The sequence below is a fragment of the Stenotrophomonas sp. NPDC077659 genome (genome assembly GCF_050268705.1).
Taxonomy (GTDB): domain Bacteria; phylum Pseudomonadota; class Gammaproteobacteria; order Xanthomonadales; family Xanthomonadaceae; genus Stenotrophomonas.
This window is the reverse complement of the sequence record NZ_JBNNHG010000079.1, coordinates 1-16,344: the sequence shown is the minus strand read 5'-3', so window position 1 is coordinate 16,344 and position 16,344 is coordinate 1. Positions and strand designations below refer to the sequence as shown.

Sequence of the window (16,344 nt, the reverse complement as noted above, 5' to 3'; positions counted from 1 at the left end):
CCGGCCGCTGGCCGGCAGCGCAGGGGGCATCGCCGGCCAGCGGCCGGCACTACCGAGGCCTTGCAGTGTGGCCGGGGGCTGGTAGGCACGCGGTGAACCCGCTTCCGCAGCAGGCATCGGATCGGTCAGAATCCGTCCATCCCCTCTTTGGATTCACCATGGCCGGTGCCAGCCTGTTTGCCCTGCTCGACGATATCGCCACTCTGCTTGACGACGTCTCGATCCTCACCAAGGTGGCCGCGAAGAAAACTGCCGGCGTGCTGGGCGACGACCTGGCGCTGAACGCGCAGCAGGTCACCGGCGTCAACGCCAACCGCGAACTGCCGGTGGTGTGGGCGGTCGCCAAGGGATCCCTGGTCAACAAGGTGATCCTGGTGCCGGCGGCACTGGCCATCAGTGCACTGGAAGCCTGGCTGCACAGCCGTGGCTGGAACGTGCCGCTGATCGTGCCGTTGATGATGATCGGCGGTGCTTTCCTGTGCTTTGAAGGCGTGGAGAAGCTGGCACATCGCTTCCTGCACTCGGCCGATGAGGATGCCGAGCACCAGGCCGAGCGGCGCACGGCGCTGGCCGATGCACAGGTGGACATGGTGGCGTGGGAAAAGGACAAGGTGAAGGGGGCCATCCGCACCGACTTCATCCTCTCGGCCGAGATCATCGTGCTGACGCTGGGCGTGGTCGCCACGGCGGCATTCACCCAGCAGCTGCTGACGCTGTCGGTGGTCGCCGTGGCGATGACGGTGTTCGTCTACGGGCTGGTGGCCGGCATCGTCAAGCTGGATGACGTGGGCCTGTATCTGTCACGCAAGGGGGGCGCGGCGGCGGCGTTTGGTCGCGGCCTGGTGGTGTCCGCGCCGTGGCTGATGAAGTTCCTGTCCGTGGCCGGCACCATCGCCATGTTCCTGGTCGGCGGCGGCATCCTGGTGCACAACGTGCCGGCCCTGCACCACGCAGTGCAGGGGCTGGGCGGCGAAAGTCAGTGGGGCTGGCTGATCAGCGCGGCAGCCAACATGGGCGTCGGCATCGTTGCCGGCGCCATCGTGCTGGCAGTGGTGACCGGGTTCCAGAAGCTGCGCGGGAAGCTGTAGAGCCGAGCCCACGCTCGGCTGCTTTGAAGGGCGTGCCGACCAACGGTCGGCACCCACCAGCCCCCGCCCGAGCATCGGCTCGGGCGCTACCGGCGGTCCGGCGTGCTGCGGGATTACCCCGCCTGCACCCGGTTCTTGCCCTGCCGCTTGGCCACATACAGCGCCTCATCGGCGCGGCGCAGCAGGGCCTCGGCATCATCGCCCGGCTGCCACTGCGCCAGGCCGGCGCTGAAGTGCACCGGCACGCGCTGGTCCTGCACGGCCAGCACGCGGTGCGCCAGCGAGCGCTGCAGGCGCTGCACGGTGGCCATGCTGTCGGCGCCCGGCGTTTCCGGCAACACCAGCACGAACTCATCGCCGCCGAGCCGGGCGATGCCATCGGTGGCGCGCAACAGCAGGCGGCAGATCGATACCAGGTGCTGCAGCAGCGCATCGCCGCCGGCATGGCCATGGGTGTCGTTGGTCTGGTGGAAGTCATCCAGGTCGATCACCGCCAGGCCCAGCGGCGTGTTGTTGCGCGTCGCACGGGCCAGCTCACGCTGCAGCATCTCGTCCAGGCCGCGGCGGTTCAGCGCCTGGGTCAGCGGATCGATACGGGCCAGGTCGCCGGCTTCGCGCAGTTCCTGTTCCAGCTTGGTGATGCGCTGCTCGGCACGCTCCACTTCCTGCCGGGCGCTGGCCAGGTGGTCGCGGGCCTGCGCGGCCTGCTGCTGCACCTTGCCGGTGTCATGCATCACGTTCTGCAGCAGGTGGTTGAGATCGGCAATGCTGCGCGCCTCGCGCAGTTGCAGCGCATAGCTGCCGATGCGGTCGTGGTACTCACCCGTGCTGGCGGCCATGCCATCCATGCGTTCGATGAATTCGCCCATCAACCCGCGCATAGCCGCCTTCGATTCATCGATGCCCTGGCGTAGCAGTCCCTGCTTGTAGATCACTTCGCGCAGCTCGGCGCGGGTACGCTCCACCGCATCGGATTCAAGCGGTCCGGCCAGCAGCTGGCGCACCGCGGCGATCTGGCCCTGCAGCCAGCTGCGGTCATCCAGCAGTTCGCTGACGTTTTCCAGCAACAGGGCAAACAGTTCCAGCAGCAGAGCCTGCTGCTCCTGCCAGCTCTCCGCGCGCACGCCAACCTGATGGCCCAGCTCGCGCACACCTTGTTCGATGGGCTCCAGCGCGGCACCGGGTTGCCATTGCCGCAACCGCGTGGCCAGCGCCTGGGCCTGCTCGCGCAGGTCCGGGTCGTGCTGCAGCAGTGATGCCACCGCACCGCCCAGCAGCAGCCGCAGCTGTTCGGACAGGCGCAGGCTGTCGGGCTGGCCATCGGGCGAATGCTGTTCGATGGTGCGGATGTACTTGTCGATCAGCTGGCGCATCGCCCGGCCATAGCGCGGCCAGTCGGCCGTGGCCTGCGCCGACTGCAGGCGGTCGCCCATGTCGCCCAGTTCGCCCGGCAGCGTGGCCATGCCATTGGCGAAGGCAGCGAGCAGCAGTTCGGGGGCATCGGCACCGGCAAACAGCTGCTGCAGGGCCACGGCCGTGCCACCCTGCAGGACCACCCGGTCGCCCCGCCCATCGTCGGGTACGGCGCGCAAGCGCGCCGGCGGTCCCAGGGCAGTGCCGGGGGCAGGGCGGTGGTCGGGCTGGTCCGTCATCGGGAAAATCCTGGGGCTGGCAGGGGCTGGTGACAGCATATCGGCGCGACCGCCGGGGCCTTGAACGGCTACGATGGTCGACAGGATGCCGTAGTGGAGGTGGGGATGCGCGTGATGCTGCTCGGGGCCACCGGCCTGGTGGGCGGGCTGGCCCTGCCGATGCTGCTGGACGACCCGCTGTGCCGCGCGGTGGTGGCCCCCACCCGGCGCGCACTGGGCCTGAGCCACCCGAAACTGCATGCCCCGGTGCTGGCCTTCGATGCCCTGCCGGAGGCCCCGGACTGGGCCCAGGTGGACGCGGTGATCTGCGCGCTGGGCAGCACGATGGCCCAGGCTGGCAGCCGCGAGGCGTTCTACCGCATCGACCACGACTACCCGCTGGCCTTCGCCCGGATGGCCCGCACCGAGGGCGCGCGCGCCTTCGTGCTGAACTCCGCCGCCGGTGCCAACGCGGGTTCGGCCTTCTTCTACAACCGGGTGAAGGGCGAGCTGGAGCGCGATCTGCGCGCACTCGGCTTTGCCTCGCTCACCCTGGTGCGGCCGGGCCTGATAGGTGGCCAGCGGCAGCAGGTGCGCCGTGGTGAACACCTCGCGCTGCAGGTGCTGGGCATACTCGGGCCGGTGCTGCCGCGGGCATGGCGGATCAACCCGGCCAGCCACATTGCCAAGGCGCTGGTGGACGCGGCGCTGGCGCCGCCGCCGGGCGAGCACGTGGTGGCGTCGAGCGCACTGGTCGGCTGATGTCGCGCGCAGTACGCCTCACGCGGCTGTTGCAGCTGCTGCGCCGGCACCGTCGGCCGGTGGCCGGGCAGGTTTTGGCCGAGACGCTTGGCATCAGCCTGCGTACGTTGTACCGGGATATCGACACCCTGCGTGCGCAGGGGGCGGATCTGCGCGGCGAGGCCGGCGTGGGGTACCAGCTGGTGCCCGGCGACGTACTGCCGCCGATGACCCTGCCACCGGTCGAGGTCGATGCGCTGGTGCTGGGCCTGCGCTGGGTAGCGGCACGCACCGAGCCGGGCCTGGCGGACGCTGCGCGTGATGCGCTGGCGCGCATCGCCCACGTGCTGCCGGCCGCACGCCGCGAAGCGCTGCGCGACAGCGGCCTGCGCGTGGGGCCTTCGCGTAACGCGGCCAAGGTGCCCCCGGCGTGCCTGCAGATGGTGCGTGAAGCGGTGGGCGCGCAGCAGCGGCTGCGGTTCGCCTATGAAGATGCGCAGGGGCGGCGCAGCGAGCGTGTGGTCTGGCCGTTCGCACTGGGTTACTTCGATGAAGCGCAGGTGCTGGCGGCATGGTGCGAGGGCCGCGAGGATTTCCGGCACTTCCGCCTGGACCGCATCCGCCAGATACGCACGCTGGCCGAGGGCTATCGTGTGCCACGCGCCACGTTGCTGCGCCAATGGCAGAAGGCGCAGGGCATCGCCCCGGATTGGCTGGATCGTTCGTGAGGTGGGCAACGGCGGGGGTAGAGTCGACTGTCAGTCGACCATCGCGCGAAGCGCGGGATTTTCGGGCCAGGGCAGTCGACTGACAGTCGACGCTACCAAGGTAACGGCGGGGGTAGAGTCGACTGTCAGTCGACCATCGCGCGAAGCGCGGGATTTCAGGCCAGGGCAGTCGACTGACAGTCGACGCTACCAAGGTGACGGCAGGGGTAGAGTCGACTGTCAGTCGACCATCGCGCGCAGCGCGGGATTTCAGGCCAGGGCAGTCGACTGACAGTCGACGCTACCAAGGTGACGGCAGGGGTAGAGTCGACTGTCAGTCGACCATCGCGCGCAGCGCGGGATTTCAGGCCAGAGCAGTCGACTGACAGTCGACGCTACCAAGGTGACGGCAGGGGTAGAGTCGACTGTCAGTCTACCATCGCGCGCAGCGCGGGATTTCAGGCCAAGGCAGTCGACTGACAGTCGACGCTACCAAGGGGGAAGCGCAGGCCAGCGCCGTCGACGCTGCTGACAGGAACTGTCAGCAGGGCCGCACCACCATGGGCGCTCCCAACAACGGAGGTTCCCCCATGTTCAAGCCCAGCACCCTGCTGCAGTACGTGCGCGATGTCGCGGCCAGTGCCACGTTCTACAGCGGCATCCTCGGCACGCCGCCGGTCGAACAATCGCCCGGCTTCGCTCTGTTCCTCCTCGGCGATGGCGCGGCGCTCGGCCTGTGGCAGCGCGATGGCGTGCTGCCGCCGGTCACCGCCGGGGCCGGCGGCGCTGAACTGGCGATGGTGGTCGCCAACCCGGAAGCGGTGCAGCAGCTGCACGATGCGTGGTGCGGGCTGGGCGTGCAGATCGCCCAGGCGCCGGTCACTCTGGAATTCGGCCATACGTTCGTCGGCGTCGATCCCGATGGCCACCGTCTGCGCGTCTACAGCCCTGCGGAAGGCCTGGTGGCGCGCGACTGAGCAGAAGGGTGGGGGAAACCGCACCTGGTTTCTGTATATACGTCACGTTGAGGGATTTTCCTACAGATTTCCAGGATTTTCCTGCGGTTCCCTCACCTTTCCGCCGAAGATTCCATGCTAGTTTCTGCCCATCGACACTGCAGCGGGGTAACTCCAGCGTGGCTACCACCTTCCCCCGTCCCGGGCGCGCCCGGGGCAGCCCTGGGATATGTGTCCCCGGGGCGACACGGTCCGTCGCCGTCGCCATCCCGCTCCTGGTTTCCCTGTTTCTTCTGACATCTGCGACGGGATGTTCCGCCATGAATGACTCCGGACAGCGAGCGTCCCGTTTCCACGAACAGCAGTCCACGGTTGCGGGCAAGGCCCAGCTCGGCCAGTGGGCAGGCCCCGGCAGCGTACTGGCCGAGGCGGTGCAGCATCTGCGCGCGAAGGGCTTTGACTGCCAGCCCTCGCAGCCGCAGGCGCCCACCATCAAGGCCGCTTTCTACTGCAGCCTGCAGTCGCCACCGCCGCTGCCGGCAGACCAGCGGGTTACCGCGCCACCCACGCCGGTGCACTGGATCGTGACGCTGGAATCGGAAGACGGGGTGCGCGTGCAGCACCTCGATGTGTCCCGTACGCCTGCCCATCTGGGAGAGTGAGCAACGCCGGGTGGTCTGCCAGGGCAGCGACCAGGAGCCGGAAAAGACGCTCGCTGCGGCCAAGGCGGCCGGGCAGCCGGTTCGGTCCCGTTTCGCATCAGCGCCAATGAAGGCGAGGCACCACGGCAGGGCGGCAATGCCGGTTTCTCCACCGGGGATGCGGAACCGGGAAGCCGGCGCGCGGATGAAGAAAAGGCTGCGATCCCGGAGGATCGCAGCCTTCTGCGGTTACCGGCCTGGGCGGTGGATCAGTTCGCCAGTGCCAGGTCGTCCATCATCGCGCGCAGGAAGCGGGCTGCTTCACCGCCGGTGGCCGCGCGGTGGTCGAAGGTCACCGACAGCGGGATCACCTTGTGCGCTTCCACGCCGCCCATCACCGGGGTCATCTGGTGGCGGGCACGGCCGGCACCGATGATGGCCACGCACGGCGGCACCACGACCGGGGTCGCGTAGCGGCCGGCAAACATGCCGAAGTTGGACAGCGAGATGGTGTAGCCGCTCAGTTCCGAGGCGGCGATGGAACGGGCTTCCACCTGTTCGCGCAGGCGGTTGACGCCTTCGCGGATGCCACGGGCATCGAGCATGTCGGCATTGCGCAGGGCCGGTACGAAAAGCCCGTCGTCAGTGTCCACGGCAATGCCGATGTCCACCTGTGCGTGCAGGGTACGGGTCAGCGCGTCGCCGTCGAACCACGCATTCATCGCCGGCACCTTCTGCGCGGCGACCACGATGGCACGCACCAGGCGGGCGGTGACGTCGTTGCCCGGCAGCCAGGCGTGGATGTCAGCGTCGTCGTTCAGCGTGGTCGGCACGACCTTGCTGTGTGCGTCGGCCATCACCCGTGCCATGTTGCGGCGCACGCCCTTCAGCGGTTCCGGCTGGCCCTTGGCAACCACGCCCGGCGGCTGGGTACGCATCGGCTTGCCCGTGGCAGACAGCGGGGTGCGGGCTTCGCTCTGCACCGGCGCGGCCACCTGGGCCGGGGCCTGTGCAGCGTACGCGGCGGCCGCAACGGGTGCCTGGGCAGCGCCCAGCTTGGCGCTGCCATCGGCTGCCGCCTGCTTGACGTCGGCCATGGTCACCGCGCCATCGGCGCCGGTGGCGCGCACGCGGGCCAGATCCACGCCCAGCTTGCGCGCGGTGGCACGCACCGCCGGCACGGCCTTGACCCCACCGACGGCCAGCGCCTGTTCGGTGTGCACGGCATTGGAGCTCTGCATCGCGCCGACCACGGTGCCGGCGTCATCGCGCTCGGCCTTTTCTTCGGCGGCGGCCGGCACTGGGGCAGCAGCAGCGGGCAGCGGCGGCGGGTTCGGGGCAGCCGGGGCATGCCCGTGGCTGTGGCCGGTGTCCTGGCCATCGGCGCGCTGCGGCAGGTTCGGGTCGATCTCGAAGCTGGCCAGCACCGCGCCGGTCGGGATGATGTCGCCGGCGGCACCGGACAGCTTCAGCACCGTGCCGGACACCGGCGAGGGTACTTCCACCACGGCCTTGGCGGTCTCCATCGACACCAGCGGCGCGTCCAGCTTGATCACGTCGCCTTCCTTGACGAACCACTCGACGATGGTCGCGTCCGGCAGGCCTTCACCCAGGTCGGGCAGGTTGAAATTCTTGGTCTGGCTCATGTGCAGTTCTCTTCCAGCAGTTCCAGTTCGCGGGCCGGCAGCCAGCCCGTCGCGCCATTCGCGCGCTCGGACCACCACCACCCACCATGTTCGTGATGCAGCTTCACCATCTCGCCGTTTTCCACATCCAGCTCGCGGGCGTCGTAGTCGCGCAGGGCTTCGGCGCGACCTTCATCCAGCAGCTGCAGCCAGGCGATGGGCGCCCATCCAGCGCGCCCATCGTTGGTGCGTACCCAGGCAAACGCCGGCCATTCCTCGTCACGTACACCGACTTCGACGATCTGGCCGATGCGGAACCGGAGCGGATTGGAATACTGGCTGCGGTAAGCCCCAAGGAGGCGGGCCCGCATGTCAGCCCGCCGCCACCGCGCGCTTGGCCGCGGTCACGATCCGGTCCACGCTGGGCAGGTACTTCATTTCCAGGCGGAACAGCGGAATGTGGGTGTCGTAGCCGGTGACGCGCTCGACCGGGGCCAGCAGGTCATACAGCGATTCCTCGGCCAGGCGCGCGGCGATCTCGGCGCCGAAGCCCGCGGTCTTCGGGGCTTCCTGCACGACCACGCAGCGGCCGGTCTTGGCCACCGATTCGGCGATGGTGGCGAAATCCAGAGGACGCAGCGTGGCCACGTCGATGACTTCGGCACTGATGCCTTCGCCGGCCAGCTTGTCGGCCGCTTCCAGCGCTTCCTTCACCTGTGCGCCCCAGGCCACCAAGGTCACGTCGGTGCCATCGCGCAGCACGAAGCACACATCCAGCGGCAGGGCTTCGCCGTCGTTGACGACCACTTCCTTGTACTGGCGGTAGATGCGCTTGGGCTCCATGTAGATCACCGGGTCGGGATCGCGCATGGCGGCCAGCAGCAGGCCGTAGGCACGCTGCGGGCTGGACGGCAGCACCACGCGCAGGCCCGGCACGTTGGTGAAGATCGATTCGTTGGCTTCGCTGTGGTGTTCCGGCGCGCGGATGCCACCGCCCCACGGCACGCGCAGCACCATCGGGCAGTGCAGGCGGCCACGGGTACGGGTGCGCAGGCGCGCGGCGTGGCAGATGATGTGGTCGACCATCGGGTAGACGAAGCCGTCGAACTGGGCTTCGGCCACCGGCTTCATGCCCTGTGCGGCCAGGCCGACGGTCAGGCCGGCGATGGTGGTTTCATCCAGCGGGGTGTCGAGGATGCGCTGCGAACCGAAGCGCTGCTGCAGGCCGGCGGTGGCGCGGAATACGCCGCCGTTGACGCCCACGTCCTCGCCCAGCACCAGCACCGACGGGTCGTGTTCCAGCTCCCAGGCCAGCGCCTGGGTGATGGCTTCGATCAGGGTGATGGGGGTAGCGGTCATTGCAATATCTCCACCGGCGACAGCGGCGCTGTCGGCGGCATTGGCCGGGGAAGCGGATGCGCCCGTCTTGATGTCATCCATGGCGCTGCTCCAGGGCAATGGCGGCCGCGCGCTGGGCCAGCAGGTCCGCCGGCGGATCGGCATACAGGTAATCGAACATGGCCTCGACCGGCTGCACCGGGGTGTTGAGATACTGGTTCACTTCCTCATCCACCCTGGCCGCGCACTGCTCGACCCAGGTCTTTTCTTCGTCGTCGCTCCACACGCCGTTGGCGATGAGGTACCTGCGCAGGCGCAGCATCGGCTCACGGGTCCAGGCGTCCTTCACCTCGGCGTCGTCGCGGTAACGGCGCGCGTCGTCGGCGGTGGTGTGGTCGGACAGGCGGTAGGTCATCAGTTCCAGCACGGTGCCGCCTTCGCCGGCCAGGCCGCGTTCGCGTGCCTGTTCCATCGCGGCCAGCACGGCGATCAGGTCGTTGCCGTCCACCTGCAGGCAGTGCAGGCCGCCGGCCAGACCCTTCTGGGCCAGGGTTTCGGCACCGGTCTGGGCCGAGCGCGGCACCGAGATCGCCCAGCCGTTGTTGACGATGCACAGGATCAGCGGGAGCTTGTAGGCACCGGCCGAATTGAGCGCGGCATAGAAGTCGGTCTTGGAGCTGCCGCCATCGCCGCACACCGCCACCGCGATCTGCGGCTCGTTGTTGAGCTTGAACTTCAGCGCAGCGCCGGCAGCGTGCAGGCACTGGGTGGAGATCGGCACGCAGAACGGGAAGTCCTTCACTGCGTTGCCGGTGTAGTCGTTGCCGCGCTCGTCGCCGCCCCAGTACATCAGCACGTCGTACGGGCGCACGCCACGCATGAACATGGCACCGTACTCGCGGTAGCTGGGTGCGAACACGTCGCCGGCCTTCATCGCCGCGCCGATGCCGACGTGCGCGGCCTCGTGGCCCAGGCAGGCGGCGTAGGTGCCCAGCTTGCCGGTGCGCTGCAGCGCGATGGACTTGCTGTCGAACGTGCGCACGTACAGCATCTGCTTGAACAGCGGCACCAGGACAGCCGGATCCTTCAGGGAGGCGGGCAGGTCGTCACGGACGAGCGTGCCGTCCGCGTCCAGGTACTGCAGGTATTCGATCTTGAACTCGGCGGCTACCGTCATTGCGTACTGCACCTTCGACAGAGAAGTTACAAATGATATGAATCGCCATGTTAAGGATTGCGTACGAAATAGCCTTCCTGCGGCGCAACACGGGGATTCCCCTTTGTACCCCTGGCGACGGCTCGGGGGCCAATAACAACAACGTATTCAGTCGTTGCTGCAAAGCATCAGAATACGCCTTTGGCTGACTGCCGGCGCAACGGCACAAACGGTTCCACGCGCAGCCGGGGGGTTCCGGCTGGCTCCACGGGCCACCGCACGCCCAGGTACGGTGGGCGCCGCTGCCAGCGCGGCGGCAACGCGCTACCCTTGCCGCCCCTGATCTGGTCCCGCCCATGTCCGTCGACAACAACCAACGCGATCTCGAAGCCGGCATCCATACCGACCTGCACGGGCGCCTGACCTACGGCGGCTATCTCCGGCTGGACCAGCTGCTGACCGCCCAGCAGCCGCTGTCCAATCCGCCGCACCACGACGAGATGCTGTTCATCATCCAGCACCAGACCTCGGAGCTGTGGCTGAAGCTGCTGGGCCACGAACTGCGTGCGGCGATCGGCTTCCTGCAGCGCGATGAGGTCTGGCAGTGCCGCAAGGTGCTGGCGCGCAGCAAGCAGGTGCTGCGCCAGCTGACCGAGCAGTGGTCGGTGCTGGAAACGCTGACTCCGTCCGAGTACATGGGCTTCCGCGATGTGCTCGGCCCGTCCTCTGGCTTCCAGTCGCTGCAGTACCGCTACATCGAGTTCCTGCTGGGCAACAAGAACGCGCAGATGCTGCAGGTGTTCGAGTACGACGTGGACGGCCAGGCGCAGCTGCGCAGCGTGCTGGAAGCGCCCAGCCTGTACGAGGAATTCCTGAAGTACCTGGCCCGCTTCGGCCATGCCATCCCCGATCTCTACCGCGACCGCGACTGGACCCAGCCGCATGTGTCCGATGACAGCCTGCAGCCGGTGTTCGCCCGCATCTACCAGGACACCGACCGCTACTGGCGCGAGTACTCGCTGTGCGAGGACCTGGTGGACCTGGAAACCGCCTTCCAGCTGTGGCGCTTCCGCCATATGCGCACGGTGATGCGGGTGATCGGCTTCAAGCGCGGTACCGGCGGCTCGTCCGGAGTGGGCTTTTTGCGACAGGCACTGGAACTGACCTTCTTCCCCGAACTGTTCCAGGTACGCACCAGCCTGCAGGCAGGGCCAATGGCCGATCCGGCCTGAGCCCCATTCAGCAAGGCCCTTGGCCGCATACTGGATCGTTTCAGGTGCAAGTTCAGCGAGCAGGCCATGACATTCCTCGAACGGCGTGTATTTGACGTGAACGCCACAAGTCGGTGATCCTCGCGCGTTGCTCCAGCGCACATCGGATGTGCCGCCCATCCACCGAACCAGGAAATCCGCATGAGCCTAAACGCCACTGCGAACACCCCAGAGCCGGCCGTGCCGGAATTCAAGACCACGATGGGCCACCCGCGCCCGCTGTGGATGCTGTTCATGACCGAGTTCTGGGAGCGCTTTGCGTTCTACGGCATCCGCTGGGCCTTGGTGCTGTACATCGTCGCCCAGTTCTACAACGGCAGCGCTTCCGGTGAAGGCGACGCCAGCCGCATCTACGGTGCCTACCTGGCCCTGGTGTACGCCGCGGCGATCTTCGGTGGCTACGTGGCCGACCGGGTGTTGGGCTACCAGCGTTCGATCCTGACCGGCGCGGTCATCATGGCCGCCGGCCTGTTCATGATTTCGCTGCCGCAGGAGCACATCTTCAAGCTCGGCCTGGCCACGATCATCGTCGGCAACGGCCTGTTCAAGCCGAACATCTCCACCATGGTCGGCAAGCTGTACGGCCTGAAGGATGAGCGCCGCGACTCGGGCTTCACCATCTTCTACATGGGCATCAACATCGGCGCGATGATCGCCCCGGTACTGACCGAGTACCTGGCCCGCAAGGTCTTCGGTACCGACGCGATGCCGTCCTACAAGGTGGTGTTCATCGCCTCCGGCGTGGGCATGCTGATCTCGCTGGTGTGGTTCTACATCGGTCGCGCCGGCCTGAACGGCATCGGCGCGCCGCCGGTCGGCGCCGAAGGTTTCGGCCCGATCGTCAAGGTGCTGGTCGGCGCGGTTGTCGCCATTCCGGTCTCCTACTTCCTGCTGGCCACGGGCGCGGCTGCACTGGCCTGGATCCTGGGCGCGATGTTCACCGCGCTGGCCATCCTGCTGCTGGTGGAAGGCATCCGCGAGGGCAAGGTGCAGCGCGACCGCGTGATCGCCATGCTGATCATCTTCGCCTTCAACGTGATGTTCTGGATGTTCTTCGAACAGGCCGGCAGCTCCTTCACCTTCCTGGCCGAAAACATCGTCAACCGCCAACTGGGTGATTGGACCTTCCCGACCGCGTGGTTCCAGTCAGTCAACTCGGTGGCCATCATCACCCTGGCCCCGATCATCGCCTGGATCTGGGTGGCGATGGGCAGCGCCAATCCGTCCATCCCGCGCAAGTTCGGCCTGGGCCTGCTGTTCAACGGCGCGGCCTTCGCCCTGCTGATGTATGCCCTGTCGCAGATGGTCGTGGACGGCAAGATTCCGTTCTGGACCCTGTTCATGGTCTACGTCATCCAGTCGGTGGGCGAGCTGTGCCTGTCGCCGATCGGCCTGTCGATGGTGACCAAACTGGCCCCGGTGCGCCTGGTCGGCTTCGGCATGGGCGGCTGGTTCCTGTCGACCGGCATCGGCAACAACCTGTCGGGCATCTTCGCCGGCGCGGTGTCCGGTGAAGGCGGCATGACGATCGAATCGGCGCTGAAGGGGTATACCTTCGGGTTCTGGGCCCTGATCGGCTCCGGCGTGGTGCTGTTCCTGATCGCCCCGCTGATCAACAAGCTGATGCACGGCGTCAAGTAAACAGAGGGCAGTGGGCATGCGTACAACGTTCGGCAGTGCAGTGATGGCAGTGGTGTGTGCGGCGCTGATCAGCGCCTGTTCCCAGCAACCGCCGCCGGCACCGGCCGAACCGACGCAGCCGCTGGATACCCGTCCCACCGAGCCACCGGCCGCTGACCCCAGCGCGCCGGTGGCGTCGGGCAACACCCCGGCGGCGGCCGACATCGCCGCCATTGCCGGGCTCAATGCCAGCTTCGACCCAGCACGCGACCCGGCCGCCGATCTGGAAACGGCCAAAGTCGAAGCCCAGCGTGGCAACAAGCACATCATCCTGGACGTGGGCGGCGAGTGGTGCCCCTGGTGCCATCTGATGGACCAGTTCGTGGAAGGCGATGCCGAAATCCGTCGTTTCCGCGATGCCAACTACGTGTGGATGAAAGTGAACTACAGCGAAGAGAACGAGAACACGGCGTTCCTCGCGCAATATCCGCAGGTCAAGGGCTACCCGCACCTGTTCGTGCTCGATTCGGACGGCACCCTGCTGCAGTCGCAGTTCACCGGCGAACTGGAAAAGGCCAAGAACGAAGGCAAAGGTTACAACCGCGCAAAGTTCATGGCTTTCCTGCAGAAGTGGGCGCCCCAGCGCTGACCCCGGCTGCCCTGCCTTTGTAGAGTCAAGCCATGCTCGACTGCCCGGCATGCTCGACTGCTCAATGCCGGGTCGCTCGACGACTACAGAAACCCACCCCATGGCCGCTAACGGCAAGGACTTCAGTCGACAGAATCGTCGGCTGTTCCACCCGGAGCGCCCATGCACAGCGACCACGCCCAACGCCTGCCCGATGCGACCAGCGCCGCCGCCCCCGACGGGGTGAGCCTGCCGCCGCAGGATGCCCTGCTGGATGATGCGGGCACCGGCCAGGACAGCGTGGAGCTGGCACCGCCGCGCCATCGCCTGCCGCAGATCGCCCTGCCGGACAACGTCGTGCTGAACGGCGCGGTGCAGAAGCTGGTCGAACAGAAATCCCGCCTGGATCGCCTGGCCACCGAGGGCCTGCTGGGGGGCCTGCTGCCGCAGGAGTGGCAAGGCAACGGCCTGCGTGCGATCGACCTGCCCAGCTTCGTGCAGGGCGTACTGCCCTTCCTGCAGACCGGCGAACGCGGCGAGACCGCGCCGGCCCGCCTGCCGGTACGTCATGTGTTGGGTGATGACAGCCGCTGGGGCATGGACGACGTATCCGAACCGAAATCACTGGCGTGGTACCTGGCGGCAGACGAACGCGCCACCGCAGGCAGCAAGGATGTAGCCGACGCCTGCCTGGTCGGCGCGCTGGGCCTGGCGTGGATGCAGGAAGGGCGCAGCCGCCCCGGGTTCCTGCGCGCGATGGACCAGGACAGCCTGGCCGCCCGCGTGACCATGCTCGGCTACCCGCCGCCGGGCGAGCTGGCGCTGTACAGCGTGACCGCGCATGGTGTGGCACAGATCTGGTGCGTGCATGGCCGGCGCAGGGTGCGCCCGCTGCTGGCGCCGTGGCTGAGCGTGCCGCTGTTGACGGCCTATGGCGTGGCTGCGCCCATGGCGTGGCCGGCCAGCTTCCCGCCCGTGGAAGCCGTGGCCGAAGCCATCGCCGCCGCCCGGCCGGGCCGGCTGGTGCCGGAAGTGGACCTGGGCAAGGTGGTGGCCAAGATCGCCGAAGACGCCGCCTCCGAGACCTGGCAGCCGGTCAGCCTGCTTCAGCTCAACACCTGGTCACCGCGCTGGACCTTCTTCCTGGGCACTTTCGTGGGCCTGCCATCCCTGCTGCTGGTGGCCGCCGCGCTGGCGTTGCCGGGGGCGATCGAGGCGGCCACGGTTGCCGCGTCGCTGGGCTTTGCCGGGGGCGCGATCGCCGCGCTGGCCGTGCCGTGGATTCATGCGCGTCGCAAGCATTTGAGCTGAGCAGCGGGGTCGGGTCTCTTTCCGCGGGAAAGGACTCTGACCCTGTCGGGTGAGCGTCATCCACGCATGGCGTGGATCTACTGTGGTGAGCCGGGGTCGGGTCTCTTTCCGCAGGAAAGGGCTCTGACCCTGTCGGGTGAGCGTCATCCACGCATGGCGTGGATCTACTCGCGTACGACCCGCAACGCGGTCGCGTAGGCCTTGGCGAAGCTGGTGAAATCACGCAGCCGGTTCAGCGACAGCAGGAACCCCGGCGGGCAGGGCTTCAGTCGATGATGTTCGAACCAGACGTCGGCGATGGATTCCACGGTGGCCAGCGCCTCATCGATGCGCTGCAGGTCAGCCTCGTGATTCAGGGCAGGGGCGGGCGCCGGAAGCTTGCGGCGGGTGGATCGGGACATGGCGGGATTCCTTGGCATCGTGGTTGAAAAGGCGAGATCGCTCTGATCAACGGGCTTTCCAACCCCGGCAGCGGTGCTCCGCTGCGCGCCCAACCTCGCTCCGGTTGGGGTGTTCGTCCAATAGGCAGAGCCACTCGATTCGAGTGGTTTGATAGGCCTGGCCTGTCCTGAACGATGCTACCGGGCCGATCCCGAAACATCAGGCGGCAAAGCCGACAGTTAGTGACGCGCAAGGCCCGAGTGCCGTTCGTCGGCGAATATCCAGCCGCATGCACCCATTGTCTTCATCGACCGCCCAATGTGCCCTCGCAGGGTTGCCCACGACATGCCGCGCATCGCAGGCAACGTCATCCACGCGTGGCGTGGATCTACAGGCCACCGCCCCTCAGACCCCTTCGCCCATCCGCTCCAGGCCGTCGCCCGCCAGCCGCAGGATCAGCTTTTCCAGCAGCTGTTCTTCCTCCTCGCTCAGCACCGACATCAGCTTGCGGGTGATCTCGATCACCAGTGGCGCGATGGTCTCGTACACCTCGAAACCCGCCGCAGACAACGCCAGCACCGAGCGGCGGCGGTCATCGCCGTGGGTCTCGCGCTTGATGAAGCCGCGCTCGAGCAGCCGCGCCACCGCCCGGCTGACCGCCACCTTGTCCATCGCCGTGCGGTCGGAAACCTCACTGGCCGACGAACCCGGGTACAGCGCCAGGATGGTGATCACCCGCCACTCGGGGATGGCCAGGCCGTAACGGTCGCCATAGAGCTTGGCGATGTTGCCGCTCACGCGGTTGGACAGCACGCTCAGCCGATACGGCAGGAACTGTTCCAGGTCGAGCAGGACGTGCGAGGCGCGCACGCGGGTGGAGGCGGGGTCGGCTGGGCTCATGCTGCGGTGCACCTTGCTGGTGGTTTCAAGTGTAACTATAAGGGGTATGTCCGGACCCTGCATTCTCGCCGGGTCCACCCCAGCCCGCACCTGGTTTGTACCGATGCGGTACCGATTCGGAGCCCCGCCATGAACACCGCAGTCCCGACCGCCTCGCACCCGAACCCCGGCATGCAGGTCACCACCTTCGAAAACCCGATGGGCATCGACGGCTTCGAGTTCGTCGAGTTTGCCGCCCCGGCCGGCCGTGGCCAGGAGCTGCACGAGTACTTCCGCAAGATGGGCTTCAGCGCGGTCGCCATCCAGCTCGCCCACGCCGTTGGCACCCAGCTCGGCCAGTCGGGCCAGCA

At 67.4% G+C, this 16,344-nt stretch carries 16 protein-coding genes and 1 pseudogene; 10 read left to right on the top strand and 7 right to left on the bottom strand.

The window, feature by feature from the left end:
- The first annotated feature begins 158 nt into the window (after positions 1–158).
- Positions 159–1,088, top strand: coding sequence for a DUF808 domain-containing protein (locus ACQKDV_RS12295; protein ID WP_427784011.1), 930 nt, complete (start codon positions 159–161; stop codon positions 1,086–1,088).
- A gap of 113 nt (positions 1,089–1,201) precedes the next feature.
- Here ACQKDV_RS12295 and ACQKDV_RS12290 read toward each other — a convergent pair whose 3' ends face one another.
- Complete coding sequence (locus ACQKDV_RS12290; RefSeq protein ID WP_427784010.1) at positions 1,202–2,740, bottom strand: diguanylate cyclase domain-containing protein; 1,539 nt, start codon at positions 2,738–2,740, stop codon at positions 1,202–1,204.
- A gap of 105 nt (positions 2,741–2,845) precedes the next feature.
- Between ACQKDV_RS12290 and ACQKDV_RS12285 the strand changes: the two genes are divergently transcribed.
- The 4 genes from ACQKDV_RS12285 (at position 2,846) to ACQKDV_RS12270 (ending at position 5,785) form a co-directional block, all read left to right on the top strand.
- On the top strand, positions 2,846–3,481 hold the full coding sequence (locus ACQKDV_RS12285; protein WP_427784009.1) for an NAD-dependent dehydratase: 636 nt from the start codon (positions 2,846–2,848) through the stop codon (positions 3,479–3,481).
- Entirely contained in the window at positions 3,481–4,188 is a 708-nt protein-coding gene (locus ACQKDV_RS12280; protein ID WP_427784008.1) for a helix-turn-helix transcriptional regulator, read from the top strand. The genes ACQKDV_RS12285 and ACQKDV_RS12280 overlap by 1 nt, the downstream gene beginning before the upstream one ends.
- A 569-nt stretch (positions 4,189–4,757) precedes the next feature.
- Positions 4,758–5,144 carry a VOC family protein gene (locus ACQKDV_RS12275; protein WP_427784007.1) on the top strand — a complete coding sequence of 129 codons (387 nt, stop codon included), beginning with the start codon at positions 4,758–4,760 and terminating at the stop codon, positions 5,142–5,144.
- A 299-nt stretch (positions 5,145–5,443) separates the two neighbouring features.
- On the top strand, positions 5,444–5,785 hold the full coding sequence (locus ACQKDV_RS12270) for a hypothetical protein (RefSeq protein ID WP_427784006.1): 342 nt from the start codon (positions 5,444–5,446) through the stop codon (positions 5,783–5,785).
- A gap of 248 nt (positions 5,786–6,033) precedes the next feature.
- On the opposite strand, the gene ACQKDV_RS12265 is transcribed toward ACQKDV_RS12270, so the two are convergent.
- From ACQKDV_RS12265 to pdhA, 4 genes are read right to left on the bottom strand one after another with little or no spacing between them, the layout of a single operon-like run.
- Positions 6,034–7,410 carry a dihydrolipoamide acetyltransferase family protein gene (locus ACQKDV_RS12265; protein WP_427784005.1) on the bottom strand — a complete coding sequence of 459 codons (1,377 nt, stop codon included), beginning with the start codon at positions 7,408–7,410 and terminating at the stop codon, positions 6,034–6,036.
- Positions 7,407–7,760 (bottom strand): SH3 domain-containing protein, encoded by a 354-nt coding sequence (locus ACQKDV_RS12260; RefSeq protein WP_427784004.1) that lies wholly within the window; start codon positions 7,758–7,760, stop codon positions 7,407–7,409. Before ACQKDV_RS12260 ends, ACQKDV_RS12265 begins: the two co-directional genes overlap by 4 nt.
- 1 nt (position 7,761) lies before the next feature.
- Entirely contained in the window at positions 7,762–8,829 is a 1,068-nt protein-coding gene (locus ACQKDV_RS12255; protein ID WP_427784003.1) for an alpha-ketoacid dehydrogenase subunit beta, read from the bottom strand.
- Positions 8,822–9,904 (bottom strand): pyruvate dehydrogenase (acetyl-transferring) E1 component subunit alpha, encoded by a 1,083-nt coding sequence (gene pdhA, locus ACQKDV_RS12250; RefSeq protein ID WP_427784002.1) that lies wholly within the window; start codon positions 9,902–9,904, stop codon positions 8,822–8,824. The genes ACQKDV_RS12255 and pdhA overlap by 8 nt, the downstream gene beginning before the upstream one ends.
- 335 nt (positions 9,905–10,239) lie before the next feature.
- On the opposite strand from pdhA, the gene ACQKDV_RS12245 reads away from it, so the two are divergent.
- The 4 genes from ACQKDV_RS12245 (at position 10,240) to ACQKDV_RS12230 (ending at position 14,713) form a co-directional block, all read left to right on the top strand.
- Positions 10,240–11,115: a tryptophan 2,3-dioxygenase gene (locus ACQKDV_RS12245; protein ID WP_427784001.1), complete on the top strand. Its 876-nt coding sequence runs from the start codon at positions 10,240–10,242 to the stop codon at positions 11,113–11,115.
- A gap of 180 nt (positions 11,116–11,295) precedes the next feature.
- Positions 11,296–12,795, top strand: coding sequence for a peptide MFS transporter (locus ACQKDV_RS12240; protein WP_427784000.1), 1,500 nt, complete (start codon positions 11,296–11,298; stop codon positions 12,793–12,795).
- A gap of 16 nt (positions 12,796–12,811) precedes the next feature.
- Complete coding sequence (locus ACQKDV_RS12235; RefSeq protein WP_427783999.1) at positions 12,812–13,423, top strand: thioredoxin family protein; 612 nt, start codon at positions 12,812–12,814, stop codon at positions 13,421–13,423.
- Positions 13,424–13,585: 162 nt separating this feature from the next.
- Positions 13,586–14,713 carry a hypothetical protein gene (locus ACQKDV_RS12230; RefSeq protein WP_427783998.1) on the top strand — a complete coding sequence of 376 codons (1,128 nt, stop codon included), beginning with the start codon at positions 13,586–13,588 and terminating at the stop codon, positions 14,711–14,713.
- Positions 14,714–14,877: 164 nt separating this feature from the next.
- Here ACQKDV_RS12230 and ACQKDV_RS12225 read toward each other — a convergent pair whose 3' ends face one another.
- Both ACQKDV_RS12225 and ACQKDV_RS12220 read right to left on the bottom strand, forming a co-directional pair.
- Positions 14,878–15,114 carry a hypothetical protein gene (locus tag ACQKDV_RS12225; protein ID WP_427783997.1) on the bottom strand — a complete coding sequence of 79 codons (237 nt, stop codon included), beginning with the start codon at positions 15,112–15,114 and terminating at the stop codon, positions 14,878–14,880.
- A gap of 385 nt (positions 15,115–15,499) precedes the next feature.
- The gene (locus ACQKDV_RS12220) at positions 15,500–15,994 is read right to left on the bottom strand and encodes a MarR family winged helix-turn-helix transcriptional regulator (protein ID WP_324806403.1); all 495 of its coding nucleotides are present in this window, start codon (positions 15,992–15,994) and stop codon (positions 15,500–15,502) included.
- 129 nt (positions 15,995–16,123) lie between these two features.
- Here ACQKDV_RS12220 and ACQKDV_RS12215 point away from each other — a divergent pair.
- Positions 16,124–16,344: pseudogene (locus ACQKDV_RS12215) on the top strand (hypothetical protein); the annotation flags it as partial.

Excerpts from the sequence above, each read along its gene's own strand:
- ACQKDV_RS12295 (WP_427784011.1), top strand. The coding sequence starts at position 159 with ATGGCCGGTGCCAGCCTGTTTGCCCTGCTCGACGATATCGCCACTCTG.
- ACQKDV_RS12290 (WP_427784010.1), bottom strand. The coding sequence starts at position 2,740 with ATGACGGACCAGCCCGACCACCGCCCTGCCCCCGGCACTGCCCTGGGA.
- ACQKDV_RS12285 (WP_427784009.1), top strand. The coding sequence starts at position 2,846 with ATGCGCGTGATGCTGCTCGGGGCCACCGGCCTGGTGGGCGGGCTGGCC.
- ACQKDV_RS12280 (WP_427784008.1), top strand. The coding sequence starts at position 3,481 with ATGTCGCGCGCAGTACGCCTCACGCGGCTGTTGCAGCTGCTGCGCCGG.
- ACQKDV_RS12275 (WP_427784007.1), top strand. The coding sequence starts at position 4,758 with ATGTTCAAGCCCAGCACCCTGCTGCAGTACGTGCGCGATGTCGCGGCC.
- ACQKDV_RS12270 (WP_427784006.1), top strand. The coding sequence starts at position 5,444 with ATGAATGACTCCGGACAGCGAGCGTCCCGTTTCCACGAACAGCAGTCC.
- ACQKDV_RS12265 (WP_427784005.1), bottom strand. The coding sequence starts at position 7,410 with ATGAGCCAGACCAAGAATTTCAACCTGCCCGACCTGGGTGAAGGCCTG.
- ACQKDV_RS12260 (WP_427784004.1), bottom strand. The coding sequence starts at position 7,760 with ATGCGGGCCCGCCTCCTTGGGGCTTACCGCAGCCAGTATTCCAATCCG.
- ACQKDV_RS12255 (WP_427784003.1), bottom strand. The coding sequence starts at position 8,829 with ATGGATGACATCAAGACGGGCGCATCCGCTTCCCCGGCCAATGCCGCC.
- pdhA (WP_427784002.1), bottom strand. The coding sequence starts at position 9,904 with ATGACGGTAGCCGCCGAGTTCAAGATCGAATACCTGCAGTACCTGGAC.
- ACQKDV_RS12245 (WP_427784001.1), top strand. The coding sequence starts at position 10,240 with ATGTCCGTCGACAACAACCAACGCGATCTCGAAGCCGGCATCCATACC.
- ACQKDV_RS12240 (WP_427784000.1), top strand. The coding sequence starts at position 11,296 with ATGAGCCTAAACGCCACTGCGAACACCCCAGAGCCGGCCGTGCCGGAA.
- ACQKDV_RS12235 (WP_427783999.1), top strand. The coding sequence starts at position 12,812 with ATGCGTACAACGTTCGGCAGTGCAGTGATGGCAGTGGTGTGTGCGGCG.
- ACQKDV_RS12230 (WP_427783998.1), top strand. The coding sequence starts at position 13,586 with ATGCACAGCGACCACGCCCAACGCCTGCCCGATGCGACCAGCGCCGCC.
- ACQKDV_RS12225 (WP_427783997.1), bottom strand. The coding sequence starts at position 15,114 with ATGTCCCGATCCACCCGCCGCAAGCTTCCGGCGCCCGCCCCTGCCCTG.
- ACQKDV_RS12220 (WP_324806403.1), bottom strand. The coding sequence starts at position 15,994 with ATGAGCCCAGCCGACCCCGCCTCCACCCGCGTGCGCGCCTCGCACGTC.